A 25,890-nucleotide genomic window follows, 5' to 3' on the forward strand; every position below is an offset into this window, starting at 1 on the left:
AAATTCTCCTAATCTAGCCAGCGCAATTACGCATTGCCAACTTCAAGTACTTCAGCTAGTCGAACTGGCGACTCAAAGCCAGCCAGATTGAGCAGTACGTTGCCATCACCCTTGCCGAGAAGTACGCTGTTGACGTTTGCATAAGTTGAAACTTCAAACTCACGACTCTCGCCATCCATTAAGCCAGAGGCTTTCACTCTGTACTTGCCGCCAGGCAATGGGTTACCGTTATCATCATTGCCGTCCCATTCGATACGGTTATCGCCTGCTGGCTGTGCTCCTACTTCAAAGGTACTCACGAGCTGTCCCATTTCGTTTTCAATACGAACAAACAGCCCATCTATCGCTTGAGGGAGTTTCACCATTGCCGCCATACCCGCATCTTCTTGCTTCATCCCAGCTGCGCCAGGAACAAGAACGTCACGACCTACAAGCGTAGAAGCCTGTAGTGCTTGGTTTGAGGTCATTGACGTATTCAGCGTTTCAAACTGAGAGTTCATTTGACCAATACCATCAACCGTCGCAAATGATGCCATCTGTGCGATCATCTGGTCGTTGCCGACCGGCTTAAAAGGATCCTGCTGAGCCAACTGTTTCGTAAGCAGGGACAAGAAGTCTTCTTGTTTTAAATCCTGTTTACCTGTTGTTTCATTTGGCTTTTTCTCTTCTTGCAGGGCTTTAAGCTGGTCAACATAGGACAAGCCACTTTGACCACCAAGATTATTGATTCCAGCCATACGCTATCTCCTACTATTGACCCATCTGCAGCGTTCGCAGCAGCATTTGTTTACTGGCATCAGCCACTTGTACGTTCGTTTGATAAGAACGAGAAGCTGAAATCATATTAGCCATCTCTTCCATTACATTGACATTCGGCTTGTAAATATAGCCTTCCTCATTCGCTAATGGATGGTCAGGGTTATACTCCGCATTTAACGGCTTATCACTTTCCACAATCCCTAGCACCTTAACAGGTACATTGTGATCGCGGTTATGACGAGCCCTGTTCAATTCCGCACCAAAAACAGCGTGACGAGCTTTATACGTCTCTTTCGCTGAACTACTGATGCTGTCAGCATTTGCCAAGTTACTTGAGGTCGTGTTTAGACGAACCGACTCAGCACTCATTGCGGAACCTGTCACATTGAATACATTGAATAAACTCATCTAGTTACTCCCCTTTGATAGCCTTGGTTAAATTCTTGAACTTACTACCCAAAAAATCGAGTGATGCTTGGTGACGCAGTTGGTTTTGCATAAACAAATTACGCTCTAAATCAACGTCAACCGTATTGCCGTCACCAGTATCTGGTTGAGTAGGCGTGCGGTACTTCATTTCCCCTGTCACACGAGTAGAGGCAGAGATATGCCGACCATCGGTACGGTTTAGTCCAAAACTTGCCCCCGATGTTGCCGCCTTCAATGCACGATCAAAGTCCATTCCTCTCGATTTAAAGCCAGGCGTGTTCGATTGCGCGATATTCGTAGAGATAACCTCTGCATTGCGCTCACGTACGCCCACCGTATGTTGGTGGATGCCTAGTGCATTATTGAAAGAAATAGCCATGTCGTCCTCTGTACTCGTAATAAATGACCGCCAGTAACAAGAACGAAGCAATATCCATACCACAAATGATTGGACTCGTTTCGTTCTCTACGTTTAGACAGCAATTTTTGTTCCAACACCCGAAAAAGCTGGAATGTCACTAACCACTTTGGGTATTCAAAACAAAACTGCTGCTAAAAGTATAAACCCTCAAGGGACAGTGCGCCGCCTTTAGCGATCTAGCAGCCTTAACTTCGACGTAATAAAAAAGGTCGAGTTAGACTCGACCTTTTATCAAAAACACATTATTTGAGCTTATAGATAATGCCTGGATTACATCGTACCATTTCGAAGCGGTCCGTTAATCCCGTCAAAGACTCTGAAGCCCCCAATAACAAATAACCACCAGGGTTCAAACTATTCGCCATTTGGTTAAGCACTTTTGATTTCATCTCTGGGGAGAAGTAAATCAAAACATTACGGCAGAAAATAATGTCAAACTTACCCAACAATGCATAACTTTCTGTTAGGTTCTGTGGACGAAAAGAGACCAAGCGCTTCGCCGCGTCATTGATCTTCATTTTACCTTCACCCACGTCTTGGAAGAAAGCTCTGCGACGCTCTGGCGACAGACCTCTACCCAATGCAAGATTGTCGTAAACGCCCGACTTACAAATATCCAACATACTCGGTGAAATGTCTGTCGCAGTGATTGAAACGCTGGGTAATAGACCTGGCTTGCGCTGCTGAGTTTCTAACACTGTCATCGCCATTGAGTATGGCTCTTGACCCGATGAACTTGCCGATGACCAAATTTTAATTGGGCGCTTGTTTGCCGCCAACTCTGGTAACAGCATGTCTGCTAAGACTGTGTATGGGTATGTGTCCCGGAACCACAACGTCTCATTTGTTGTCATCGCATCCACTGCCGCAATGCGTAACTCACGATTACGACCGGAGATCACATCTCGGAGTAAATCGGACATTGAGTTCTGCTTAAACTTCGCCACCAATGGACTTAAGCGACTTCTCACTAAATACTGCTTACTGTCCCCTAGGACGATGCCGCACTGCGCCTCTAAAAAGCGGCAGAAGTCTTTGTACTCCTGCTCACCGATGGTAATTGTTGTCATTATTAGCTCTTAAACTGTCAGTGCTGTTTTCACTGCGTTACCCAATTCATCTGGGTTAAATTTCGCAATGAATGAATTCGCTCCTACTCGTTCGACCATCGCTTGGTTAAACACCCCGCTCAAAGACGAGTGAAGGATAACGTATAGATCTTTTAGATCTGGGTTTCGACGAATTTCTGCCGTCAAAGTGTAGCCATCCATTTCCGGCATCTCGATGTCTGAAATAACCAATGAAATTTGATCGCTAATTTTTCCTTTTGCTGCCATTTCTTGAAGCAATCGGTAGGCTTCTTTGCCATCTTTTGCCGCTACAACCTCAAAACCAATCGATTCAATTGCTCGTTGAACTTGCTTACGAGCTACGGTTGAATCGTCAGCAATCAAGATGCGACGAACCACTTCTTTTTCTGCTTGCGCTTGGGCAATCTCTTCTCCAATTGTTGAGTCCATTGACTCATCGACCGGAGCAATTTCCGCTAAGATCTTTTCGACATCAAGGATCTCTACGAGCTCATTATCAATGTTGGTTACCGCTGTCAGGTAGTTTGCTTTACCCGCGCCATCCGGCGGCGGCAGAATCGATTCCCAATGCATATTGATAATACGCTCAACCGAGGAAACCAAGAAGCCCTGAATAGTGCGGTTAAATTCAGAGATAACCACAAAACACTTTTCTATATCCGTTGTCGGTCTGCCACCAATGGCCAGGCTCAAATCGATCACTGAAATCGTCTGACCACGAATATGAGCAATACCCTTCACCAATGGGTTTAGGTTTGGCATAGAAGTGAGCTTCGGGCATTGAAGAACTTCTTTTACTTTAAACACGTTAATGCCATAGCGTTGTCTTCCCATCAGGCGAAACGTTAAAAGTTCTAGGCGGTTTTGCCCAACAAGTTGCGTTCGCTGGTTAACCGTATCCAAAACGCCGGTCATAAGCTCTTCTCCATCTCAAAATCACACAAAATATGGTCTTATACTGCACGCTAGGATCGAACCTTATGAAGCAGAGTGGTATATTCTATTCATATTAACGTGCCAGCACCATATTCATGCGTAGAAAATTAGTTAACTGTATTTACATTTTTATCGGTTTTTTTGTTTCTTTCTTTAGCTTTTTTTCTCAAGCAGCAACACCGGAGCAAATTGATGCGATTAGGAATGTGGCTGAAGAGTTTGTATTAGATAGAGTTATTCCATCAGAAGGCGGGAACATTGAGGCTCGAGCGGGAAATATCGACTCTCGTGTCTTTGCCACAGATTGCTACACGGGCTTAGTCGCTTCCTCAAATAATACCCGCTCCACCACCAACATGACGGTACTGGTCGAGTGCCCTGAAGACGCTTGGCGTATTTACGTCCCAGTGCGGATTGTCACCACAGGGCCGCAAGTCACCGCCCTTACGAACCTTGCTCGCGGCCATCTTATTTCCAGTGGTGATGTCACCGTTTCTTACATCGATGTTAACCGTTCTCGCCGCCAAGGCTTTACGGATATTGACCAAGTCGTCGGTTCAAAAGTCAAACGTTCTGTCCGTGCAGGCAGCACCATCGAGCGTGGAGATGTGTGTGTCGTATGCCGCAATGAAGAGGTCATGATCCTTGCTGAACGCAATGGTATGGTGATATCCACCAAAGGCACCGCACTTTCTGACGGGTCACTGGGTGAGCAAATCAGGGTGAAAAATAACAAATCCAATCGTATAATTGATGCTAGTGTATCGGGAATCGGTGAAGTTTCTGTTCAGTTTTAACAATATGTGACGATATAGACTGCGTCGCATAGTAAACTTGGTCGCTTAAGATACAGTAAGTGACGAAAACCCTTATCAGAAAAAGCTGCAAAAAAGCACTAAAGTTTATCAGCTTGCTGTCGATAGTAAGGGTACACAGATTTCCATCTAATATAAGGCTTTGATATGGCAGGTATCGACAATATTCGTTCGGGTCAAACGATGACAAGCACGACACGGAGTGCTCAACGTTCTGATTCGTCAACACAATCTTCACAGAGCGGCAGTGTCAACCAAACACCGCAAGACTCTGTATCGCTCAGTCAACAAAGTAAAGACATAGGAGCAATGCATTCCAACATGGCTCAATCACCAAGTTTTGATAGTGCAAAAGTTGCTGCCATCAAAGAAGCGATTGCGAATGGCTCTTACTCAGTCGACCCTGAAAAACTGGCTGATAATATGATTAAGTTCGAAGATGAGCTTGGCGGCTTCTAAACGAGTCATACTGCTCGAGAATCGCAAATAACGATGTAACTTATGGCCGCACTACTTAGTCTCGTTGAGTTTCAACTCAAAAATGCTCATGACCTCAATGCACTTCTTATCGAAGAGAGAGCCGCGATCGCCTCTCGAATTTCTGTAGAGATAGAGAAGCTAGCCAAGGCAAAATTGACGCTGATTGAACAGATACGCTCTACGGATGAACGTATTGGTCAGCACCCTGATGTCACTGAGCTAAAGCAAGATGGAAACCTAACTAGCTTGGTGGACCAGATCAATCAAACAATGAGCGCCTGCCAAAAAGAGAACACACTCAATGGTGAGGCTTTAGATAGAGCGCAACTCAGTTACAATCGACTTAACAATCTCATGCAGCAAAGTCAGGGTAAAATTGGCATGACATACAATGCCGATGGACACACACACACCCTATCCACATTGGGAACGAGTCTAAAAGCCTAATTTAGCGCAGAGAGTTAGCATTAAAAAAACGGCACTTTATGGAAGTGCCGTTTTCAATTAGAACAGAGAGAGGATGGCTATTTTAAAATAGCGTTTGGCGTCTTTTTTCTGGTACTTGCTGAACTTCACCGTAGTCACGTAGGCGTTCCATTTTATCAACATCGAGACGCAGCTCAGTGACATAACTATCACCTACTTTATAGCTACGAACGACTTCAGCACCACGAATCACGCCGTCAACCGCACCAGACGTTGTTTCTGTGCCTAGTCTCTGATCGGTCAAGTCAGCACGACCACTCACGCGCATGCCGTACACTTGTTCTGCTAATTCACGATAGGCATCAATTTTAGATGCGCGCATCGCGCGAACCTGTTGCTCTTCGACATTCTTACCTGTCTGCTCGCTAACGCTCGCGTAACCTACCGCCGTTAAAAAACGGTCGTCGTGCATCGGTGAGAGCGGCTGGCAACCCGCCATAATAAAGGTAGCGACACTGATGAAAACCGCTAGGATCATATTGCGCATTGTTATCTCCTATGGTCTCAATGTCACTGTGTAAGGTTGGGTCATCGTTGGATCGGAACGAATCAGCACCCCATCCTGTGTTCGGATCGAGTTCAATGTATCCAGATCGCGACCAATACGATCGGCTGGTAAGAAGCCTTGAGCCGTTGCCACGACAATGCGTGACTGCATGCCAACCACACGTGCATTGATCATCACACCACCTTCTTGGCGAAGCATAGTGCCAGTCAGTACATATTGAACTTCTTGCTCATGAGAGAGATCTTTCCAATCTCGGCTGAAAGCAAAGTCGCCTTCCTGAGTCACTTGAATACTGCCCGTGGTTTTATAGTCTACAACCTTAAAACCGCGACGCTGAAACTGATGAATAAAACCTTCAGACACAGAGTTCCCCAACCAATTGGTTGTATCCATATTCTGTAGGTCAACAAACGATGTCACCGCCACTGGCGTGCGTGCAGTCACACTGGTATTCGAAACCATTAAGTCTTCCGTCATACTATCGATAAAGTAATCGAGTGTATGGCGAGGGCTGTCCATTAACATGAACTGAGAACCACTGTAGGGTTCTTTGCCGTTATAAATCGGCGCGTAAGCACAAGCAGTCAGTAATGTGACAGGTACTAGCGTCAACCACTTTTTCATTTCTCTCATCTCCTGTTCTTCTCTAAGCAAAAGCTGGAACACTCTTTGCTTTATTAACGCTGTCTCTATACGCTAATGCCGCTGCCTAGGAACTCCAGTTAGCAAAAGCAATTTATATACCAAGATAAGAGTTATCCATGAAAAAGATCGCAACTTACTTATTATCAACCCTTTGCGTAGTTGCCAGCGCTCTTCCAGCCTCTGCGGCATGGTATGAAGTCACTGGAACGGCAACGGTTGTTTCCTCTGATGAGGTGGCAAGGATTCATGCGCTAGAGGATGCGATCTATCGTGCCGTTGGTTTTGCCGGAGCGGATATCGGCAGTATTAGCAACCTGACTCCTTTCCTTGAAAGCAACAGAAAGGAATATCAGTTTACCGGCCATGAAGTTAGAACCATCCTCATCGAGCAACAAAAGGTTCGCGGCGGAGTCATGCAGGTTAAAGCTAAGATCGATATCTACCCATCGGCAAGTACTTGCCGTGTAGATCAATACAAGAAGACCTTTTTAATTGGTAACTTCGATATTGCAAGCCCGCAGCAAGCTGTTATGGGGCAAGTTTATAATCTTGGTCGAGATTTCTCTGAGGTCATTAGCCGTCAGCTGGGACAAGAGTCCCTAAGCTTTGTTTCCCTAGGTACGACTAACTATGAGATTGGCCGCACATTCCCACAGCGAACCAAAATGATCGCCGAAGATACTGGCGCACATTACATTGTCGCTGGCGCAATTACCGACCTGACAGCGACAGTAGACGAAAAGGTGTTCAAAGATGACATCATCAATCGTCAATTTGCCTTGGAGATCCAAGTCTATGACGGTAAAACGGGACATGAAATTTACCAGCAAAACTACCGAGAAGTTGCTCGCTGGCCATTTTCTCGTACAAGTCAGGTTGATACCCGTAGTGCTCGGTTTTGGGCATCGACCTATGGTGACATGATGCTAAGGCTCAGTCGTAACATTATGCTCGACCTTGAATCTGAATTGTCGTGTAAAATGACGTTGCCACAAGTAGTCGCTAAATTCGGCAACAATTTGACCATCGACTTAGGTCGTGTTCACGGAGTCGAGAAAGGTGAACAGCTCCAGCTTTGGCATACAAGCTCATTCATCGACCAGCACGGACTGCCAAGAAATAAGGTATCTCAAAGCAACATTACCGTGACCGTGAGTCGAGTATACGAACAAGAGGCTGAAGTAACGGTAGATCAACCTGACCTTGCCGGTGCGATTCAAATTGGCGATGTGATGCATAAAGAGCTTTAACAACCATCGCTAATAGAGCAAATACGACTAAAAGTTATCCCACAATGAAGAAAGCTCTGCGCTAGCAGAGCTTTCTTCATCCATTTAAACCAAACCTCAGATTACTCTTCGACCTGATACTCAAACTCCGGAACAATGATTTCAACAAATCGGTTTTTCTTACGACCTTCTGGCGTGCTTTCATCATACTCTAGGTCACTTTCACCAACGCCGCTCGCAGTGATACGTTCTGAAGCAATACCACGCTCAACTAACGCATCTGCGACCGCATTCGCGCGTTTTTCGGAGAGTTGCTGGTTATAGTCTGCAGCGCCAGAGCTGTCCGTGTGACCAATGAGCTCTACATTAGATTGAGGGTATTTATTGAGGAACGCTGCCAACTTATCAATATCCGCTTGCGCTGCTTCTGTTAGCTCTGCACTGTTAAGTGCAAAGGTCTCTTCACCCATTTTAGCCGTTTGGTGCTTCATGGTTTTCACTTCTGGTTCTGGCTCAGGCATTGGCTCTGGTGGCGGAGCGACAACGGCCGGCTCAGAGGCACCAAACTTGTAAAGTACACCTAACGTTGCACTGTTACCTTCTGCACGAAGTGTTTCAAAGCTCAAGTCTGTCAGAGTTTGATACTCTAACCTAACCGCAACTTTAGGGTGTGGAGTAAGCTCTAAACCCGCAGCTCCTAAATATGACCAATCATTCTCACTGCCAATGTCAGCATAAGCACCACCGAGTTTTGCATATACCCCCCAAAGATCATTGATGTGGTACGTAAATTTCGGTGCTAGCGTCCAAGCAGACACTCGTTCATCATCTAAATACGGTACCGTGTGCTTTCCAAGATCATCATATCCTAGCTCTAGACCTAAGTAGTCAAAGAAGTCATAACCAGCAAAAACACCAAAATGATTTGCTTCATCATCACAATTGACAGTTGAGCTCGTACACGCTCTATCTAACCAAGATTTACCCGCCTTAGCACCGACATAGAAATCGGCCAATGCTGGTTGTGCTGACAGCACCACTGCTGCTGAAATTGCCACTGCTAGTTTTTTCATAATTCACGTCCCTCGTTATTTTATGAATTAGGCATCAACAAAAGTATAGGACGCACTTTTTGGCTTTGATGGGAAATTGTGAAATTTTTTCTACTGAAAAACCATCTAGTTACTATTCCGAGACATAAAAAAACCGCAGCATATTGCTGCGGCCTTTATAATTTTTATTAGCTCGATGCTTTACGCATTCGCTTCTCTTTCAGCGATAAATGCTAGTGCCATCTTGATCCGAGCGATCACTTGCTCTTTGCCAACCAGCTCCATCACCGCATCAACTGATGGAGATTGGCCGCCGCCCGTTACCGCAACGCGAAGTGGCATGCCGATTTTACCCATACCAATTTCTAGCTCTTCACAAACAGCAGCGATGACACCTTCTTTGATGTTAACCGTTGTCCACTCTTCAAGCGCTTCTACCTTCGCCAACGCAGCTTCTAGAGGCGCTTTAGCAACACCTCTTAGGTGTTTCTTCGCTGCGCCCGCTTCAAACTCTGCAAAGTCTTCGTAGAAGTAGCGAATTTGCTCTGCCAGCTCAACCAACGTATTACAACGCTCACCCACCAGCTTGATAACCTCTGTCAGAGCTGGGCCGTTTTCTACGTTCAGCTTTTGGTTATCTAGATGCCATTGTAGGTGCTCAGCGACATACTCAGGCTCTGATGTTTTGATGTAGTGGTTGTTCAACCAAAGCAGCTTTTCAGTGTTGAACGCTGATGCTGACTTTGAGATCGCATCCAGTGAGAACAAGTTGATCATCTCTTCTTGTGAGAAGATCTCTTGGTCACCGTGAGACCAACCAAGACGCACAAGGTAGTTGTTTAGCGCATTTGGTAGGTAGCCTTCATCACGGTATTGCATCACTGAGACAGCACCGTGGCGCTTAGACAGTTTCGCACCATCATCACCAAGAATCATCGCACAGTGAGCGAATGTTGGTACTGGAGCACCTAGAGCCTCGTAGATATTAATTTGACGAGGGGTGTTGTTGATATGGTCTTCACCACGAACAACATGTGTGATACCCATGTCCCAGTCATCCACGACGACAACGAAGTTATAGGTTGGTGCGCCATCAGTACGACGGATGATGAGATCGTCAAGCTGGCTGTTTGCAATTTCGATGCGACCACGGATCTGATCATCAAATACGACACTGCCTTCTTTCGGGTTACGGAAACGAATAACAAATGCATCGCCTTCTTTTGCAGCTGCATTCGCCGCAACGATTTTTGGATGGTTCGCATCGTAGCGCGGCATCTCTTTTGCTGCTTCTTGCTCAGCACGGATCTCGTCAAGTAGCTCTTTCGATGCGAAACACTTGTATGCTTTATCTTCAGCAAGAAGTTTGTCTACCATCTCGTTGTAACGGTCAAAACGTTTTGACTGGAAGTAAGGGCCTTCGTTCCACTCAAGACCCATCCACTGCATGCCTTCCAAGATAGCGTCCACGGCTTCTTGTGAGTTACGCTCTAAGTCAGTGTCTTCGATACGAAGAACAAATTCACCACCTTGGTTTTTCGCAAATAACCAAGAGTAAAGTGCAGTACGCGCACCACCAACGTGAAGATAGCCGGTCGGGCTAGGAGCAAAACGAGTTTTAACCGTCATGAAATAGTTACCTTATTAATAGACTTCGCCATGAATTTAGCTTAAGCCAAACTTTGCGGCATATTCTAGCATTGCCTTGTTAAGGACTACAACGGAGCGTTATTGCTCAAATAAAAATAATGTCGCTATACCCAGCTATTTTGCCAAATCCTCTGGTTGAAGATAACGCTGAAACCCTCTTTCGACTTCGTAACGAAATTGCGGCTCGGAAGCACGACCCTTGCATTGATCTTGATAGCGGTTTCCTTTCAGCCCCCAAGCATAGGCATTCTTCACCTGACAAAACTCCGCTCGACCCTGTTGAAATCCGCTAGCGTATAACTCGTAGGCCTGTGCACTTTCATCACCATCTATTGACTCGCTCATGACAGATTTCATCGCGCGTTGGCTCAGCCCTCGACTCCCATCTTGGAATCCGACTTGGAATGGGTCGAACTCACCTTGTAATGGCGTACAGCCAAGCAAGACTGTACTGGCTGCAAAACAACAAATACGTCGCATAATCACCTCAACAACAAAAGCGAGACCTAAAAGGCCTCGCTGTGTAAATAGATAGTTGTTACTTAATCGATAGAGGAATAACTAAGGTCACTTTCAGGTCATTCTCATCTTGGAAGCCGTTGGTGTAGCCCGTCCAGTTTGGCGCATTTGAATCGTTCACGTAGCTTGTGAAGTAGACACCAAACACCGCATCTTTCAGTGCGCCGCTTTGAATCGCATAGTTCGCGAACACACTACCAGAGTATTCCACCAGCTCATCAAAGCCTTCGGCTTCCGCACCAAATGCATACACACCGTTAATACCTGCTGAGAAACCATGTGCGCCCCAGTCACTGAAGTCACGACTTACTTGACCAAAGAAGCCAATTTCACCATCGTGGTTAAAATCAGAGCGGTTGTTCCACCAAATATCATAAGCACCATTTGAGCCGCCGTAGACTTCAGTTAGTCGGTAAGACATGTTACCCACACTGCTCTTATCACCGGAATCTGCTGAGGTGTAAGTAGACTCTAGACGGAAGTTATATTGCCCTACCGACTTCGCAGAAAGGAAAGCGAGTTGATAAGCGGTGCTGTCGAACTGATCTTCATCATCAACGATGTATGCTTGCGGAGACAGATACCATCCATTTGCAGTGTTATGTTTCAGTTTAATGTGCGCATTCTTTCGATCGCCCTTGGTTAAACCTGCATAAGCAATATCCAATGAGGTGTTGTCATTAAATCGATACACACCGCCGATTGAGTATGCATCACCTGCATCCTTGTTTTGCCCATCACGGAACTCGTAACTGTGCTTAAACCATGGTGCACGATATTCTGTGGCATAAACCACACCTAAATCTAAATCACCGAATGTCGCACCAAACTCACCACCAGTGTATGTACCGGCGGCAAAAGACCAGTTTACCCCCATTGCGCTTGGAACACTTGGTTGGAAGTAACCCGCCTTAGCTCGGAAATCGTCACCAAACTTGAACTTCAGCGCCGCGGTCTGAATTGCCGCGCCATTGTCAGTACACTCGGAATCCCAAGTTCCTGAACAGCCACTTGTACCCGTTGGTGTCTGGTCATAGGGGTTATTCACCCCCCAAAAATTCATCTCATGGTCTGGGCTTGCATTATTCCACATATCAAACGTTGCATAGGCGTTTAAATCTAGGCCGACCGTGTCGGCGATATAGCCGGAGCTAAAGCCTAAGCCAATGTACATTGACCCGTGGTCGAGATTTGGCTTACGCCCAACATCATTACCATTATCATCAACGTCACCGCGCGTTCGGTCACGCATCCAGAAGTTGATAGCACCGTTGAAGGTCGAGTCTTCAAAAAACTCGGTTGCTGCTTTTGAATATTGAGGGCCGAGAGGATCTGCAGCTTGCGCTACCCCCATCGAACCTACCGCCATTAACACTGCTGCGCCAACGAGTGACTGTCTAAATGTCGTTTTCATTGTAATCAACCCTTTCCATGTTCGTGTTGGATTTTTAAATTTCATCGCTCATCAAATCTCTAGAACCCAATGTCTAATGAGCGATGCGTTATCTATGGACGAGTTGAATATGACAATCTTTTTTTTTCTTGAAAATCAACAGAGGGCTATATGCGATCCACTTCAAATATAAAAATGGAACCAATTTTTATTGCCATAAAAATCAATATATTAAATAAAATAAAAAAGGAGATAAAAACATCAAATTTGAGCTTGGTCGCAACAAAATCGTTAAAATAAAGTAAGGAATGTGAGAGCGATAAACCTGATTTGAGATCGTTTTTTTTCGTACAAAATGAACTTTCAGCAAAAATTTGAGTCAAGTCGCATTCTGCCTAGAGTAAAAGGCACAACAATTAATCGTTAAAACCGTTAATTTGCATTTGACCTTGCCGTAAGGGGAAGGTTTATGATGCAGATATCTCGTCTCATTTTAGGGTTGTTCTGATGCACTATCGTCTACCTATTTCACAAGCTCGTTGCAACGGTTGCTTAAACAACATTCGTTCGGGTATCAAGTCGCTGCCAGATACGACGATCGTAAGCCTTGACCTTAAAGAGCTAGTGATCGACTCCCCCTCTTCTGTGCAAGCCATCGTTGACGCCATCGCTGAGCACAGTGATAAACTCGTTGGGCATCGCTATCAATTAGCGCTCTCAGGCCTCAACTGTGGCCGATGTGTTGCCAAGCTCAAGTCTGCATTAGAGCAAGATCCATCCAATGCAAATATTCAGGTATCCAAGACCGAACTGACACTGGTGTCCGCCCACAGTATTGAAACCATTATTGAGCAAGTAGAGAGCTGTGGCTATCAAGCGACATTGCCAAAAGCAATGACAGACGGTAGGCGTAACAATGAGACTCAAAACGTTACTCAACAACATCAGGGGGAAGTCGCTGTCTCAGCTGACAGTCATTCTACTCAACGTTTTCTCATCAAAGGAATGACCTGTGCAAGTTGTGTCCGTTCGGTTGAAACCGCCCTTGAATCTGTGCCGTATGTGAAAAAGGTTCAAGTCAATCTATCGGAGCAGTCTGCAATTGTGTGGCTCGATAAACCAGTGGATGAAAAGCCACTGATCAATGCCGTTGTCAATGCAGGCTATTCTGCCGAGCCATTGATGTCAGATACCAGTGAAGCACTGGATACTATGGTTGAAGAGCAAGTATCGCTGCATAAGCGTAGTGCAATCCAAGGCCTTCTCCTCGGTGGGCCTTTAATGTTATGGGGCGTATTCGGTGGCAATATGATGATCCGTCATAGCCAAGATCAATGGGCTTGGGGAGTCATCGGTTTAGTTTGCTTATGGCTCCTTGCCGACGCAGGCAAACACTTCTTCACCCATGCTTGGCAGGCGATGACCCATAAACGCGCCACCATGGATACCTTGGTGGCCCTTGGCACTGGCGCTGCATGGTTGTATTCAATGCTTGTGGTTATTGCGCCAGCTATCTACCCTGAGCAAGCAAGGCACGTCTACTTCGAAGCTAGCGCCATGATCATTGGCCTCATCTCGCTTGGCCACTACATTGAAGCGAAAGCTAAGGTAAAAACCCGTGCATCACTCAATGCCCTATTGAGCCTGCAAGCCAAAACGGCAACCCAAATTCTCGATGGTAAAGAAATCGAAGTTTCGATCGAACACGTCTCTGCAGGGATGATTTTGCGAGTTAAACCAGGTGAACAGTTTCCGGTTGATGGCAAAGTCTGTCGTGGTGAATCCTACGTAGACGAATCCATGCTTACGGGTGAACCCTACCCTGTCAATAAATCTGTCGGAGATCTAGTATCAGCGGGGACGGTAAACCAAGATGGTAGTGTTGATATCACAACGCATTCGTTCGGCCAGCAAACCAAGCTGTCACAGATTATTGAACTCGTACGTCAAGCACAAAGCAGTAAACCAGAGCTGGCGAAACTTGCAGACAGAATTTCAGCAGTGTTTGTCCCTGTCGTGGTCGCGATTGCACTTGTTGCCGGCATGGTGTGGTTCTTAGTTGGACCTGAGCCACAGTGGAGCTATACCCTTATTGTTACTACATCGGTGTTAATCATCGCCTGCCCATGCGCTTTAGGTCTAGCAACGCCGCTGTCAGTCACCGTAGGGATCGGCAAAGCCTCAGAGCACGGTATCTTAATCAAAGATGCAGATGCTCTTCAGCAGGCTAGTAACCTCAACACGGTGGTGTTTGATAAAACAGGCACGCTGACATTAGGTAAACCTGAAGTTCAGCGTTTTTACACCACTGAACAAGAGGGTGAGTATATACTCACTGCCCTCGCTTCTCTCGAAGCTCACTCAGAACATCCAATTGCCAAAGCCATTGTTAATTACGCGCAACAGCAATCCATCACTATCACCGATATTGATAAGTTTCAGAACCAACGCGGCGAGGGAGTGAGCGCTTACCATCAAGGAAAGCATATACAAGCTCTATCACCGAGCGCTGCAATCAAGCAAAAACTGCGACTTGAACCAATACAAGCGCAACTACAACAAGCCGAAAGCCAGGCTCAAACGGCGATTATCATCGTGCTCGAACGACAAGTTGTGGGTCTTGTGGGTTTATCTGACCCCATTAAGCCTGAATCAAAGCCAACGATTCAAGCGCTCCACCAGCAAGGGATCAAAACGGTGCTGTTAACGGGTGATAGCCATGCCGTCGCACAGAGTATCGCTAATCAACTGGGGATCGACAGCGTCATAGCAGAAGTACTTCCTGACCAAAAAGCTGAGCATATTCGTCAATTAAAAGAGGAAGGCTTATGTGTAGCAATGATCGGAGATGGCATCAATGATGGCCCCGCACTCGCCACCGCTGATATCGGTATCGCGATGGCCACTGGGAGTGATGTCGCGATTGAAAGTGCGCAAGTAACTCTGCTTAATAGCTCACCACTGAGTGTGGTGACCACCATCGATATCGCCAAAGCGACCTTAAAAAATATGAAGCAGAACCTTTTTGGCGCATTCATCTATAACACTCTAGGCATCCCGATTGCTGCAGGGGTACTTTATCCAACATTTGGGTTATTGCTCAGCCCTGTTGTCGCAGGCACGGCAATGGCGCTCTCCTCCGTTACAGTTGTCAGTAACGCCAATCGCTTGAGACACTTTTCCCCTCGAGAAAAGCATAAGGAAAACAATAATGAAGCTAGCTAAAATGGCCACTATAGGCTTGATTCTCATCTCATCATCAGCATTAGCGAACAACGTCATCAACCACAAATCCCCTCACTGTGGATGCTGCGGAGGATGGAGTGAACATATGCAAGAGAACGGTTTCGCCGTTGAAGAGAAGCTGCACGACAACATGCTCAACATCAAACAGTCTTTGGGCATCACGCCAGAGCTGGCATCTTGTCATACTGCTGAAATTGATGGCTATGTGTTTGAAGGGCATATTCCGGCCCAAGATATTGAAGCCTTCCTAGCCAACCCACCTAAAGGGGCAAAAGGTCTTGCGGTTCCTGGGATGCCACTTGGCTCTCCAGGTATGGAGTATGGTGATACCAAACATGAATACGTGGTTTACGTGTTCAACGACGCCGGACAAGTCGCCGAATTCAATCGTTACGGGGGTAATCAATAACATAAAAATGCCGAGTTTAAATCTGAACTCGGCATTTTAATTTATGGACTTAGGAACAAATTGGACAGGGGCTTAGAAGCCGTATGAAGCACCGAATACGAATGCGTTGTTCGCGTTGTCAGCTTGGTTACGGTACTCAAAATATGGTTGTACACCATTGCGAGTCCAAGTAGCGCGAAGCTCGTGATCCATTACTTCTGCCTCAATCATGTATACGTTGTTGTAGCTTAGCGATACATCTTGGTTTACAACGTACCCAATGCGGTTATCCATACGGTAATCAGTGTCTACACCGCTCTCTTCTGCAATGTGAGCACGAGTACGGTTGCTGATAGAGATGCCGTTGTCGAAGTTATAGCCGATCTTTACAAGTGGACGATATTGTAGAGTCTCACCTTGATAAAGTAGGTGTTGGTAACCAGCAGCAACCCATAGATTGTCATTAATTGAGAAAGCTTGCTCACCGCCAATTGTCCAGTAAACATTATCCATTGAACCACGATCTGTCGCTGTCGACTCAACCTCTAGTTTACCAAGCTGAATACCATCAAACTCTGTGTAAACCGTTAGGCCACCAAGTTGGTTTGTGAATGTGTGACCCGCTTCTAGAGTAGAAGTGATGTCTGAACCATGTAGACCATCTGTATGGAACTGTAGGTTACCTGTTACGTAAGAAGATGCGAATGCGCTTGATGCAAATGCTAGAGAAAGAGCGCTTACTGCGATTACTTTTTTCATTGTTACTGCCTTTTCATTTTAGTTATGTGTGAAGCTTCGGGGTTCATCATGAGACAAGCTCCACTACGGATTTCTGCGCTTCCGTGCGGTTGAGGTGGATACTGCATTAATTAATTTGCATTGAAAAATAATTGATCAAATTTAGTGATCTAAATCACCAAACTGTTGCTGACTAATTAGTAAATCTAATTAAAACAATAATTTAATAATGAAAATTTCATTGAAGTTGAAAGTAAGTCAGCATTGTAAGCATACTTTTTAGCCAAAAAAACCCAAATTCCGTGACTGATATCAACTTGGATTTAGAAGTTTTTTTTTTGATGTGAAATATATGAGAATTAAAATTGGGATTTAGATCACTGAGAAGTGATATCCGCGTACAGAAAAGCCCAGCATTCTGAGCTGGGCTTACTGGTTGAGGATAAGGTCTATTTAATTGATGTTACGCGGCTTGCTCGCGAACCGGTAGCAGAGATAGAGCGAATAAAGATCTCCCCTGACACCATCGGCTTTTGCTGCGAGTTATAGTCAACCCAAGTTTCACCGTCGGTTGAGTATTGCAAAGCAACACCTGGGAACTGAACGTTCATATGCAATTGCCCATTCTCAACTTTGCCTCCTGGTACAGGCAGACGATAATCAATACCCGCTCGCTCTAATTTTGCTAGTTCACGTTGTCCCAGAATATTGGCAAAACGATTATAGTCCTCATTTAAGGCAACTTTATTCACCAAATCTGTCTCTTGTGAATACTCAACGCCCACTTGATAGTCGTTTTCCCACTCAGCTCGATGCCATGCACGCTCTGCTGCTGCTAAAACGCGTGGGAACACCATGTATTCATATTGTTCATCATTGCGCACCGTTTCTGACCAAAGTTGAGCAGACAAACCATAGAATGGTTTCGCTTCGATCTCACCCTTCCCAACAAAGCCATTACCGTCACGGTCTACCGATGTTTCAGCGTTTTGCGGCATGTTCTCTGGTGCAAAACCAAACATCTTACGCGTGTCAGTTGCACGAGTTGCCCAGTAGTAACCACGCTCTTTCGGGTCAACTTCGTATGGCATGTCCATGTAAACATAGTCTGGATTTGAAACAATCACGTCGTAGCCTTTTTTAGACCAATCGTAAACTGACGATGTCCCACCCCAATACAGAACGTCCCAGAAGTTCACGCGCGTACTTTCGGTAGCAAACGCTTTTTCACCTTCACTGTATTTCAAGCCATCCTGCCAAGCTTGGAAGTTGGAAATCCCCTTCTCTGCAACAATCTTTGACACTTCCTCAGCAAAGTAACTTGGCAGATGACCAAAATCGCTCACGGTGCCATCGGCAACTAACGTCTGACATTTTGGTGACTGCGCAAACGGCTTATCTTGCTCAGATAGGTCAATATTGCCCTTCCAGCTCACTTTATCTTGTGCGTTGATATCCTGTAGCCCAGCACCAAGCTTGATGTTCTTTGCTTCATCACCACCAAAGTGCCACGTCGTTAGCGGCGCGCCAGCTTCTTGGTGCATCGCCGCGACTTCTGAAATCACCTTATCCACAAATCGAGTTGAAGACTCCATGCATGGGTTGATAAAACTTTGTTTATCGTAGAACTGAACCGTCGTCACGTTCGATGTATCTTGCGGATCCATCAGGCGGTATTCATTCGCTTGCGCTTCTTTACCCTCTGCCATTAGACGCGCATATCGAGCTTCCATTGATACCACCGCCGCACGAGCGTGTGCTGGCATATCGATCTCTGGAATCACCTCTATGTTGCGAGCCTGCGCATACCGTAAGATGTCCACATAATCCGCTGTACTAAAGTAACCAGAGCCGAAATTGTCTTTCGTTGAGCCCGATCCAAGCTGAGGCAGTAAGCAGTTTTTCTCTTCCAAGTCGAAGCAGCGATTCGCCCCTACTTCTGTCAACTCAGGCAACCCCGGAATTTCCAAACGCCAGCCCTCATCATCAGTTAGGTGAAGATGCAGTTTATTCATCTTATAAGCGGCCATTTGGTCCAGAGTGGCAAGAATGGCGTCTTTAGAGTGGAAGTTACGAGCAACATCCACCATCACACCACGATAGTCAAAGCGCGGCGCATCTTGGATAGAAAGAAGTGGTAAAAATTCAACGTTCTGGCTGTCTATTAGGCCAAAAATAGACTGAACCGCATAAAAAGCACCAGCTTGGTCGAACGCTGTGATCGCTATGCCCTGCTTCGCGATGCTTAATTCGTAAGCACCCGATTTCGCCAAATCTCCCTTAAACTGAGAAGGAACAACAGCAACACTGACAGGAAGGTCGCCACTCACATTAAGGTTCACCACTTCTGCTCGCGCTTCCAATGCAGAAAGTTGCGCAGCATCAAAAGCCTCTGCTGGTAGTGCAATGCCCCCTGCAATATTAACGCTACCCTCGCCAACTTCTAGAGATCTTGGTGTTGGCAGCAAGGTGGTTGAGACATCTTGAGCAACCAGATCTGCATTTTTTTCAAATCGAGTGACCGCGGTAGCCATGATGTTGTTGTCATCTGGTGTGCGCTTTAGGTTATCCCCCTCTAAACCGGTCACAAACGACGCAACATCTTCAGTGTTAAGAGAAGCAATCATCGTAGGCTCTGCGTTTGGTGCCGTAACGAAAGCACCCGGCATAAGGTCCGTTTCAAACAACTGCCAGTACTCACCAATCAAAGGAAGCGTGACCGTTTCCCCAGCAGAAAAGCCATCAAACTTATCGGTTGGTTCAAGTTTATGCAGGTCACCCGTGACACGAGTGATGTTGAACTGCTCATTGTCTACATCTAGGATCAAGCGAATACTGTGGAAATAGATAGCCCAATCTTTGGAATCCACGGCTTCACCTTGATTAATCAAGGTCATGTTGACTTGGTTACAAGAAGCCCACTCAGCCCCTAACTCTTGACACGCAAGCCCTTCATTCGCGCCGTGATTGGTCAACACGTCATATTGGATATCTAAGTTGTTGGCTAGCGCATCAACGGTGCTTTGTTGTGGATTCGCTGTTGTAGAGCAACCGGACAACACTGAAACGATTGCAGCAGTAATAAGAGACTGTTTAAACATCTTACCGACCTATAATTTATTGAATCTGTCTCTAATCTACTTGCACTTTTTTCTCCGGGTAAATTAAGAAACCAAATGATTGACCATCTTCACAAACCACCGATGTAAATTTATATAAGTTATTTTAAAACAAGAACTTGGAGTAAACGTTAATTTCGGCAATCATATTTTGACGTAATTGATGGGATCCAAATCACGCAAACAACCTTTGAACGCTGACATTTTCAACAGTAAACCAATCACCTTTTGCGAGTCATACGAAATCGACCGAAAGAACCTTGAAAGCGATCACAAGAAAAACCGTCAATACTTATCTGGGTGAAGCGATTTTGACAATTTTGCTGTGACGAATTTTCCCATCTCGTCTTTGAAAGAATTACACTATGTGCATACAACGCTCATTAAGGTTTACTTTTATGTCTTACTCAAAGCTTCTCAGCTTGCTTCTTCTACTTGTCTCTTGCATTTCACAAGCTGAGCCTCTCTCTTGGGTTGCAGAAAAAGAGGGTGTGTCCTATACCCTTGTAGGTTCGGTTCACGTCGGTGATGATTCAATGTATCCAATGCCGAGCTACCTCACTGAAAAGCTATCCATCGCCGATGCTTTGATTGTTGAGGCTAACACGCTGCAGCATGAACGCATTGCGTATCCAGCAACACAGACCACCATTCAAGATTCGCTTAATGAAGAGCAGCTCGAGCGATTGGGGCGTATCGCTCGCCTAAGTGGAATGCAATTGCCAGACGTCGTGAATTTTCCACCTTGGATGGGGGCAATGAGTCTGCAAATGAATCAATTACAAAGACTGGGCTACACGCCAGAGAAAGGCGTTGATGTTCACTTTCTCCAGCAAGCAACACAGCAGCAAACGACCATCTACGGTTTTGAATCACTCCAGTTTCAAATCGACTTAATCGCCACTCAACCTGATCATGGCTTAGAAATGCTCACCACCTTCATGGACGAGTTTAACCAAACACCAAACATCACTCGCTGTCTAATTGACACATGGAGCGCGGGCGATGAGTCTAATCTCATCCAATTTGCTGAGTTTTCAGAAATGTCGCCAGAGCTAGAAAAAGCCTTCATCGATAATCGCAACCAAGCATGGGCAAACATACTTGACCAAAAAACGCCGCTAGAGGGGCAAACTTCAGTAATCGAAGATGGGGATTATTTTGTGGTTGTCGGTAGCCTGCACCTCGTTGGAAAAGGAAATGTGCGCGAGTTACTTAAAGAGCGCGGGTTTAAAATCACGCAGATTTCGCAGAGTGCGAAGGTTGGATGTGAGTTTTGATTCAGTGCGTTGAAGATTGAGTTCAGCGCAGTTTTACTTGTTTGGTATTCTAACTCTTCTTTTCTAGATATCTGAAACGCAAAAAGCTCACTATAAAAGTGAGCTTTTCTAAAAATGATCGGTGAAGAGGGATTCGATCGGACTGGCGCTCCAGCCCCCGACTCATTCGCACTTTATCTGTTCTTAAACGCAAAAAGCCCGCTGTAAAAGCGAGCTTTTCTAAACGTGGTCGGTGAAGAGGGATTCGAACCCCCGACCCTCTGGTCCCAAACCAGATGCGCTACCAAGCTGCGCTATTCACCGAATGGACGCGTATAATACCGCGAAAAATTATCTCCGCAACCCCTAGTGGGGATTATTTTACAATTTTTCTTCAACTTTCGTTCAAGTGATTATAAAACAGACAAAACGTGATTCGAGCCGCATTGCAACAACCGAAAAAAACACAAAAAGTTAACACTTGATCTAGATCATGACCACATAGACTCATACCCGATAACTTAACCTCGTCTTCGCTACTTAGAGGAAGAAACAGATGAACTTCTGGCTTGACTTGCTGTTTGACAACGCGATTGGACTCTCTTCAATGTGAGTTATCCTCGCTGCACTCGGCCTGATGATCTTTTACGGCGGTTTCTTCATCTATAAGGTTTTGAACGACGAATCTCCTCACTAAGTCGCTTAGCGCATGTTCTTATGAACGCTGCTTAGCACCGGATTAGATCTTGTATCTAATCCGGTTTTTATTATCTTTCTCCCTCGCATCACGTATAATTTTCTCATCTACAACCAATCCGGATTATCAGCCATGAGTCACGATGATGATCTAGCCCTCTTCCAACAGATGATGGGCGATGTAAAACCTCTGCACAATGATACTGCTGAACTGAAAAAGAGCTTAGAAGTGACCGAGTCACAACTGGCGAAGCGTGAAGCGGCAGTCTGGCTCACAGAAAAAGACCCTGAATACCTCTCGATTGATCATGCCCCCATGCTCAAACCAGACGATATGATCGAGTTTAAGCGAGATGGCGTGCAAGAAGGTGTGTATAAAAAGCTTCGTTTAGGTAAGTATCCCGTCCAAGCGCGTTTGGATCTTCACCGTAGAACACTCAAAGAGAGTCGTGACGAAGTCGTGAAGTTTCTCAAACAGTGCATTCGCATGGACATTCGCACTGTGGTTATCGTACACGGCAAAGGCGAGCGCTCAAATCCACCCGCTCTCACCAAGAGTTTTGTCGCCCACTGGCTGACACAAATCAAAGATGTGCAGTGCGTTCATAGCGCCCAACGTTTTCATGGTGGCACCGGCGCGGTTTATGTTTTGTTGCGTAAAAGTTCAGATAAAAAAATCGAGAACCGAGAGCGCCATCAAAAACGGTTAGGATAAGCCTGATACTAGTGCTAGAATCGCTGCCTATTTTTATACCCGTCAGGTATACGCAGCTAAATGAACTGCGCTTCATTTAACTTAACATCAACCGCCGTTGGGAAACGTTAGGAGACGTAACATGTCACAAGATAACGCTAAGCGTTTAAACAAATACATCAGTGAAACGGGCTTTTGCTCGCGACGTGAAGCTGACAAGCTCATTGAACAAGGTCGCGTGACCATCAATGGCAATAAGCCGGAAATGGGCACAAAAGTCATGCCAAGTGATGATGTCTGTATCGATGGTAAGCCTGTTAGCAGCAAGCAGCGCCCTATCTATATCGCCCTGAACAAGCCTACCGGTATTACCTGTACAACCGAGCGCGATATTCCAGGCAACATCGTCGATTTTGTTGGTTTAAACCAGCGTATTTTCCCAATTGGTCGCCTTGATAAGCCCTCTGATGGCTTGATCTTTCTCACCAACGATGGTGACATCGTAAACAAGATCCTTCGTGCAGGTAATAACCATGAGAAAGAGTACGTGGTGCGTGTCGATAAACCGATCACTCAAGCGTTTATCGATAACATGTCTAAAGGCGTGCCTATTCTTGATACCGTTACCCTGCCTTGTAAAGTCACCAAAGAGACCAAGTTCTCGTTCCGTATCGTGCTAACTCAGGGGTTGAACCGTCAAATTCGTCGTATGTGTGAAGCGCTTGGCTACGAGGTCTTTAAACTCCGTCGCGTGCGCATTATGAACATTAGCCTGGACGGTATCCCTAATGGTCAGTGGCGCTATATGACGGACCAAGAAGTCGCGCAAATTCTTGCGATGTGTGAAGCATCATCTAGCACAGAAGAAGCATCGAAAGTGGATGGTAGTGGTCGACGTATTCGCAAAGCGACTGATGCTAAACTTTTTGATAGCCGCGAGGAGAATCAAGAGTCGACAGCACGCCGTAACCAAAAGCAGCGCACCTTTAAAGGGCGTAACGCTGAAGAGTTCCGTCATGCACCCAACTCTAAAAAAGGCCGTGGCAAGCAAATTGACTCACGCAGAATCAACGACTCGCGCCGTTCAGATGACAACCGAAATGAGCGTAAAGAATCACCAAGCAAAGGGAAAACGTACTACAAGCCAAAAAGTTCCGAGGCTTCTACGAGCAATCATAAGCCACGTAAACCGGGCACGTTAAGCCTAAAAAGATAAACTTAAGTTCAGATAACAAAAGGGGGAAGCAGATGCTTCCCCCTTCTTATATGTTTCAAATTTCGGCTTACTTTGTACCGAAGATCTTATCACCTGCGTCACCAAGACCAGGGACAATGTAACCTTTGTCGTTTAGCTTCTCATCAATAGCAGCTGTATATAGCTCTACATCTGGGTGTGCTTTCTCTAGCGCATCAATCCCCTCTGGAGCAGCAACTAAAACCAAGACTTTAATATGCTGGCAGCCTTTCTCTTTCAATAGGTCGATCGTTGCGATCATTGAGCCGCCCGTCGCAAGCATTGGGTCAACAACCAGTGCGATGCGCTCATCGATGTTAGAAGCAAGCTTGTTGAAGTATGGTACAGGCTCTAGTGTCTCTTCATCGCGGTAGATACCCACCACACTGATACGAGCACTTGGCATATGCTCGAGAACACCATCCATCATACCAAGGCCGGCACGTAGAATTGGCACTACCGTCACTTTCTTACCCTTGATCTGATCCACTTCTACTGGGCCATTCCAGCCATCAATGGTCACTTTTTCAGTTTCAAAGTCTGCCGTTGCTTCATACGTTAGTAGGCTACCTACTTCTGTTGCCAACTCACGAAAACGCTTTGTGCTGATATCACCCTCGCGCATCAATCCAATTTTGTGCTTAACAAGTGGGTGTTTCACTTCAACAACTTTCATTTTCTTCTCCGACTTAGTTCAGTAAACGAGAAGATTATACTCCTATTCACAATAAATGTGCAGGGCAAAGCTCGCACTGAACTTTCTAACTCCCCAGCAAAGATAGAGTCAGATCAAGCATTTTGCACTTTAGTGAACACCCTATACCCTCAATCAATCACTCTTGAAAGAGGCGACATCAGCAGATATCTAGCCCTACTCACCTTCATCATTTTCTCACCTTTTCTTTACTTGCGGTAAACATTCCTTTCAACGCTTTAGAATCGAGACAAAATGTGAGGATAAATGACACAGAAAAAACTTTGCGCAAACGTTTGCTCTTTAGGTTTAAGCACTGTTAGAATAGCGCCGTTTTCACATCCAACTAACTACCGAGGATTTCTCCGTGAGTGGTAATAACACATCTCTTAGCTACAAAGACGCTGGTGTAGACATCGATGCGGGTAACGCATTAGTTGATCGTATTAAAGGTGCAGTAAAACGCACTCGTCGCCCTGAAGTAATGGGCGGTATTGGCGGCTTTGGTGCTCTTTGTGAGCTTCCGACTAAATACAAAGAGCCTGTTTTGGTTTCTGGTACAGATGGCGTAGGTACAAAACTTCGTCTAGCTCTAGACCTAAACAAGCACGACACGATTGGTATCGACTTGGTAGCAATGTGTGTAAACGACCTGATCGTACAAGGTGCAGAGCCACTATTCTTCCTAGATTACTACGCGACGGGCAAACTGGATGTTGATACCGCTGCAGACGTAGTATCTGGTATCGCTGATGGCTGTATCCAAGCAGGCTGTGCTCTTATCGGTGGTGAAACCGCTGAAATGCCAGGCATGTATGAAGGCGATGACTACGATGTTGCTGGCTTCTGTGTTGGCGTGGTAGAAAAAGCTGATGTTATCGATGGTACTAAAGTAGCCGCTGGCGACGCACTGATCGCTGTAGGCTCAAGCGGTCCTCACTCAAACGGCTACTCTCTAGTACGTAAGATTCTAGAAGTTTCTGGCGCTGACAAAGGCGAGATGCTAGAAGGCCGCACTATCGGCGAACACCTTCTAGAGCCAACTAAGATTTACATCAAATCAGCACTTAAGATGATTGAGAAGCATAATATTCACGCGATCTCGCACATCACAGGTGGTGGTTTCTGGGAGAACATCCCTCGCGTGCTTCCTGAAGGCACAAAAGCGGTGGTTGATGGTAATAGCTGGGAATGGCCAGTTATCTTCAAATGGCTACAAGAAAAAGGCAACGTTGACACTCACGAAATGTACCGCACATTCAACTGTGGTGTTGGCCTTGTGATTGCTCTACCTAAAGACCAGGCTGAAGCGGCTGTTGAGCTACTAAAAGCGGAAGGCGAAAACGCTTGGGTTATTGGTGAGATCGCAACTGCTCAAGAAGGCGAAGAGCAGGTAGAGATTAACTAGG

The 25,890-nt window shown here is 45.8% G+C and carries 24 protein-coding genes, 1 tRNA gene and 1 pseudogene; 11 read left to right on the top strand and 15 right to left on the bottom strand.

All coding sequences use genetic code 11. The features are described from left to right. Positions 1–26: 26 nt before the first annotated feature. The 5 genes from GT360_RS10605 to GT360_RS10625 form a co-directional block, all read right to left on the bottom strand. On the bottom strand, positions 27–737 hold the full coding sequence (locus GT360_RS10605; protein ID WP_164648823.1) for a flagellar hook assembly protein FlgD: 711 nt from the start codon (positions 735–737) through the stop codon (positions 27–29). A 13-nt stretch (positions 738–750) separates the two neighbouring features. Continuing rightward, positions 751–1,167: a flagellar basal body rod protein FlgC gene (flgC, locus tag GT360_RS10610; RefSeq protein WP_164648824.1), complete on the bottom strand. Its 417-nt coding sequence runs from the start codon at positions 1,165–1,167 to the stop codon at positions 751–753. A 4-nt stretch (positions 1,168–1,171) separates the two neighbouring features. Beyond that, entirely contained in the window at positions 1,172–1,567 is a 396-nt protein-coding gene (flgB, locus tag GT360_RS10615; protein WP_164648825.1) for a flagellar basal body rod protein FlgB, read from the bottom strand. A gap of 284 nt (positions 1,568–1,851) precedes the next feature. Then, on the bottom strand, positions 1,852–2,679 hold the full coding sequence (locus GT360_RS10620; RefSeq protein ID WP_164648826.1) for a protein-glutamate O-methyltransferase: 828 nt from the start codon (positions 2,677–2,679) through the stop codon (positions 1,852–1,854). A 9-nt stretch (positions 2,680–2,688) separates the two neighbouring features. Beyond that, entirely contained in the window at positions 2,689–3,615 is a 927-nt protein-coding gene (locus GT360_RS10625) for a chemotaxis protein CheV (RefSeq protein ID WP_164648827.1), read from the bottom strand. Between the two features lie 116 nt (positions 3,616–3,731). On the opposite strand from GT360_RS10625, the gene flgA reads away from it, so the two are divergent. The 3 genes from flgA to GT360_RS10640 all read left to right on the top strand — a co-directional run bounded on the left by flgA (position 3,732) and on the right by GT360_RS10640 (position 5,378). Beyond that, the gene (flgA, locus tag GT360_RS10630; RefSeq protein WP_164648828.1) at positions 3,732–4,433 is read left to right on the top strand and encodes a flagellar basal body P-ring formation chaperone FlgA; all 702 of its coding nucleotides are present in this window, start codon (positions 3,732–3,734) and stop codon (positions 4,431–4,433) included. Positions 4,434–4,598: 165 nt separating this feature from the next. Further along, positions 4,599–4,910 (top strand): flagellar biosynthesis anti-sigma factor FlgM, encoded by a 312-nt coding sequence (gene flgM / locus GT360_RS10635; protein WP_164648829.1) that lies wholly within the window; start codon positions 4,599–4,601, stop codon positions 4,908–4,910. 42 nt (positions 4,911–4,952) lie between these two features. After that, complete coding sequence (locus tag GT360_RS10640; protein WP_164648830.1) at positions 4,953–5,378, top strand: flagella synthesis protein FlgN; 426 nt, start codon at positions 4,953–4,955, stop codon at positions 5,376–5,378. 82 nt (positions 5,379–5,460) lie between these two features. Here GT360_RS10640 and flgP read toward each other — a convergent pair whose 3' ends face one another. Together flgP and GT360_RS10650 are read right to left on the bottom strand one after the other, a co-directional pair. Then, positions 5,461–5,895: a flagellar assembly lipoprotein FlgP gene (gene flgP, locus GT360_RS10645; protein ID WP_204274569.1), complete on the bottom strand. Its 435-nt coding sequence runs from the start codon at positions 5,893–5,895 to the stop codon at positions 5,461–5,463. An 18-nt stretch (positions 5,896–5,913) separates the two neighbouring features. Continuing rightward, a complete protein-coding gene (locus GT360_RS10650) occupies positions 5,914–6,549 on the bottom strand; it encodes a FlgO family outer membrane protein (protein WP_164648832.1) in 636 nt (211 codons plus the stop codon). 137 nt (positions 6,550–6,686) lie between these two features. On the opposite strand from GT360_RS10650, the gene GT360_RS10655 reads away from it, so the two are divergent. Then, positions 6,687–7,820 (top strand): flagellar assembly protein FlgT, encoded by a 1,134-nt coding sequence (locus GT360_RS10655; RefSeq protein ID WP_164648833.1) that lies wholly within the window; start codon positions 6,687–6,689, stop codon positions 7,818–7,820. A 101-nt stretch (positions 7,821–7,921) separates the two neighbouring features. On the opposite strand, the gene GT360_RS10660 is transcribed toward GT360_RS10655, so the two are convergent. The 4 genes from GT360_RS10660 to GT360_RS10675 form a co-directional block, all read right to left on the bottom strand. Beyond that, on the bottom strand, positions 7,922–8,872 hold the full coding sequence (locus GT360_RS10660) for an OmpA family protein (protein WP_164648834.1): 951 nt from the start codon (positions 8,870–8,872) through the stop codon (positions 7,922–7,924). Between the two features lie 180 nt (positions 8,873–9,052). Next, the gene (gene gltX / locus GT360_RS10665) at positions 9,053–10,480 is read right to left on the bottom strand and encodes a glutamate--tRNA ligase (protein WP_164648835.1); all 1,428 of its coding nucleotides are present in this window, start codon (positions 10,478–10,480) and stop codon (positions 9,053–9,055) included. 135 nt (positions 10,481–10,615) lie between these two features. Beyond that, on the bottom strand, positions 10,616–10,981 hold the full coding sequence (locus GT360_RS10670) for a DUF2799 domain-containing protein (protein WP_164648836.1): 366 nt from the start codon (positions 10,979–10,981) through the stop codon (positions 10,616–10,618). Between the two features lie 58 nt (positions 10,982–11,039). Next, positions 11,040–12,434: an OprD family porin gene (locus GT360_RS10675; RefSeq protein ID WP_164648837.1), complete on the bottom strand. Its 1,395-nt coding sequence runs from the start codon at positions 12,432–12,434 to the stop codon at positions 11,040–11,042. Between the two features lie 486 nt (positions 12,435–12,920). Between GT360_RS10675 and GT360_RS10680 the strand changes: the two genes are divergently transcribed. Then, entirely contained in the window at positions 12,921–15,638 is a 2,718-nt protein-coding gene (locus GT360_RS10680) for a heavy metal translocating P-type ATPase (protein WP_164648838.1), read from the top strand. After that, the gene (locus GT360_RS10685) at positions 15,625–16,068 is read left to right on the top strand and encodes a DUF411 domain-containing protein (RefSeq protein ID WP_164648839.1); all 444 of its coding nucleotides are present in this window, start codon (positions 15,625–15,627) and stop codon (positions 16,066–16,068) included. The genes GT360_RS10680 and GT360_RS10685 overlap by 14 nt, the downstream gene beginning before the upstream one ends. Before the next feature lie 72 nt (positions 16,069–16,140). Here GT360_RS10685 and GT360_RS10690 read toward each other — a convergent pair whose 3' ends face one another. Together GT360_RS10690 and GT360_RS10695 are read right to left on the bottom strand one after the other, a co-directional pair. After that, on the bottom strand, positions 16,141–16,806 hold the full coding sequence (locus GT360_RS10690; protein WP_164648840.1) for an oligogalacturonate-specific porin KdgM family protein: 666 nt from the start codon (positions 16,804–16,806) through the stop codon (positions 16,141–16,143). A 428-nt stretch (positions 16,807–17,234) separates the two neighbouring features. Continuing rightward, on the bottom strand, positions 17,235–19,886 hold the full coding sequence (locus tag GT360_RS10695; RefSeq protein ID WP_164648841.1) for a beta-N-acetylhexosaminidase: 2,652 nt from the start codon (positions 19,884–19,886) through the stop codon (positions 17,235–17,237). Positions 19,887–20,302: 416 nt separating this feature from the next. Here GT360_RS10695 and GT360_RS10700 point away from each other — a divergent pair, with 416 nt between their 5' ends. After that, positions 20,303–21,184, top strand: a complete 882-nt coding sequence (locus tag GT360_RS10700; protein WP_164648842.1) for a TraB/GumN family protein — start codon at positions 20,303–20,305, stop codon at positions 21,182–21,184. Positions 21,185–21,410: 226 nt separating this feature from the next. Here the strand turns inward: GT360_RS10700 and GT360_RS10705 are convergent. Beyond that, a tRNA-Pro gene (locus GT360_RS10705) sits at positions 21,411–21,487 on the bottom strand. 232 nt (positions 21,488–21,719) lie between these two features. Here GT360_RS10705 and GT360_RS10710 point away from each other — a divergent pair. The 3 genes and pseudogenes from GT360_RS10710 to rluF all read left to right on the top strand — a co-directional run bounded on the left by GT360_RS10710 (position 21,720) and on the right by rluF (position 23,769). Beyond that, positions 21,720–21,860, top strand: a pseudogene (locus GT360_RS10710) (DUF3149 domain-containing protein). 132 nt (positions 21,861–21,992) lie between these two features. Further along, complete coding sequence (gene smrA, locus GT360_RS10715) at positions 21,993–22,574, top strand: DNA endonuclease SmrA (protein ID WP_164648843.1); 582 nt, start codon at positions 21,993–21,995, stop codon at positions 22,572–22,574. Positions 22,575–22,695: 121 nt separating this feature from the next. Further along, positions 22,696–23,769 carry a 23S rRNA pseudouridine(2604) synthase RluF gene (gene rluF / locus GT360_RS10720; RefSeq protein WP_164648844.1) on the top strand — a complete coding sequence of 358 codons (1,074 nt, stop codon included), beginning with the start codon at positions 22,696–22,698 and terminating at the stop codon, positions 23,767–23,769. Between the two features lie 67 nt (positions 23,770–23,836). On the opposite strand, the gene upp is transcribed toward rluF, so the two are convergent. Next, complete coding sequence (upp, locus tag GT360_RS10725) at positions 23,837–24,463, bottom strand: uracil phosphoribosyltransferase (protein WP_164648845.1); 627 nt, start codon at positions 24,461–24,463, stop codon at positions 23,837–23,839. Between the two features lie 385 nt (positions 24,464–24,848). Here upp and purM point away from each other — a divergent pair, with 385 nt between their 5' ends. Then, a complete protein-coding gene (gene purM, locus GT360_RS10730) occupies positions 24,849–25,889 on the top strand; it encodes a phosphoribosylformylglycinamidine cyclo-ligase (protein WP_164648846.1) in 1,041 nt (346 codons plus the stop codon). Position 25,890 lies beyond the last annotated feature (1 nt).

Source organism: Vibrio astriarenae (assembly GCF_010587385.1).
GTDB classification, from domain to species: Bacteria; Pseudomonadota; Gammaproteobacteria; order Enterobacterales; family Vibrionaceae; genus Vibrio; species Vibrio astriarenae.

Excerpts from the sequence above, each read along its gene's own strand:
- GT360_RS10650 (WP_164648832.1), bottom strand. The coding sequence starts at position 6,549 with ATGAAAAAGTGGTTGACGCTAGTACCTGTCACATTACTGACTGCTTGT.
- rluF (WP_164648844.1), top strand. The coding sequence starts at position 22,696 with ATGTCACAAGATAACGCTAAGCGTTTAAACAAATACATCAGTGAAACG.
- GT360_RS10700 (WP_164648842.1), top strand. The coding sequence starts at position 20,303 with ATGTCTTACTCAAAGCTTCTCAGCTTGCTTCTTCTACTTGTCTCTTGC.
- GT360_RS10695 (WP_164648841.1), bottom strand. The coding sequence starts at position 19,886 with ATGTTTAAACAGTCTCTTATTACTGCTGCAATCGTTTCAGTGTTGTCC.
- flgB (WP_164648825.1), bottom strand. The coding sequence starts at position 1,567 with ATGGCTATTTCTTTCAATAATGCACTAGGCATCCACCAACATACGGTG.
- GT360_RS10680 (WP_164648838.1), top strand. The coding sequence starts at position 12,921 with ATGCACTATCGTCTACCTATTTCACAAGCTCGTTGCAACGGTTGCTTA.
- flgP (WP_204274569.1), bottom strand. The coding sequence starts at position 5,895 with ATGATCCTAGCGGTTTTCATCAGTGTCGCTACCTTTATTATGGCGGGT.
- GT360_RS10660 (WP_164648834.1), bottom strand. The coding sequence starts at position 8,872 with ATGAAAAAACTAGCAGTGGCAATTTCAGCAGCAGTGGTGCTGTCAGCA.
- GT360_RS10625 (WP_164648827.1), bottom strand. The coding sequence starts at position 3,615 with ATGACCGGCGTTTTGGATACGGTTAACCAGCGAACGCAACTTGTTGGG.
- GT360_RS10675 (WP_164648837.1), bottom strand. The coding sequence starts at position 12,434 with ATGAAAACGACATTTAGACAGTCACTCGTTGGCGCAGCAGTGTTAATG.
- smrA (WP_164648843.1), top strand. The coding sequence starts at position 21,993 with ATGAGTCACGATGATGATCTAGCCCTCTTCCAACAGATGATGGGCGAT.
- GT360_RS10640 (WP_164648830.1), top strand. The coding sequence starts at position 4,953 with ATGGCCGCACTACTTAGTCTCGTTGAGTTTCAACTCAAAAATGCTCAT.
- upp (WP_164648845.1), bottom strand. The coding sequence starts at position 24,463 with ATGAAAGTTGTTGAAGTGAAACACCCACTTGTTAAGCACAAAATTGGA.
- GT360_RS10685 (WP_164648839.1), top strand. The coding sequence starts at position 15,625 with ATGAAGCTAGCTAAAATGGCCACTATAGGCTTGATTCTCATCTCATCA.
- GT360_RS10605 (WP_164648823.1), bottom strand. The coding sequence starts at position 737 with ATGGCTGGAATCAATAATCTTGGTGGTCAAAGTGGCTTGTCCTATGTT.
- flgM (WP_164648829.1), top strand. The coding sequence starts at position 4,599 with ATGGCAGGTATCGACAATATTCGTTCGGGTCAAACGATGACAAGCACG.
- GT360_RS10655 (WP_164648833.1), top strand. The coding sequence starts at position 6,687 with ATGAAAAAGATCGCAACTTACTTATTATCAACCCTTTGCGTAGTTGCC.
- GT360_RS10690 (WP_164648840.1), bottom strand. The coding sequence starts at position 16,806 with ATGAAAAAAGTAATCGCAGTAAGCGCTCTTTCTCTAGCATTTGCATCA.
- GT360_RS10670 (WP_164648836.1), bottom strand. The coding sequence starts at position 10,981 with ATGCGACGTATTTGTTGTTTTGCAGCCAGTACAGTCTTGCTTGGCTGT.
- flgC (WP_164648824.1), bottom strand. The coding sequence starts at position 1,167 with ATGAGTTTATTCAATGTATTCAATGTGACAGGTTCCGCAATGAGTGCT.
- flgA (WP_164648828.1), top strand. The coding sequence starts at position 3,732 with ATGCGTAGAAAATTAGTTAACTGTATTTACATTTTTATCGGTTTTTTT.
- GT360_RS10620 (WP_164648826.1), bottom strand. The coding sequence starts at position 2,679 with ATGACAACAATTACCATCGGTGAGCAGGAGTACAAAGACTTCTGCCGC.
- gltX (WP_164648835.1), bottom strand. The coding sequence starts at position 10,480 with ATGACGGTTAAAACTCGTTTTGCTCCTAGCCCGACCGGCTATCTTCAC.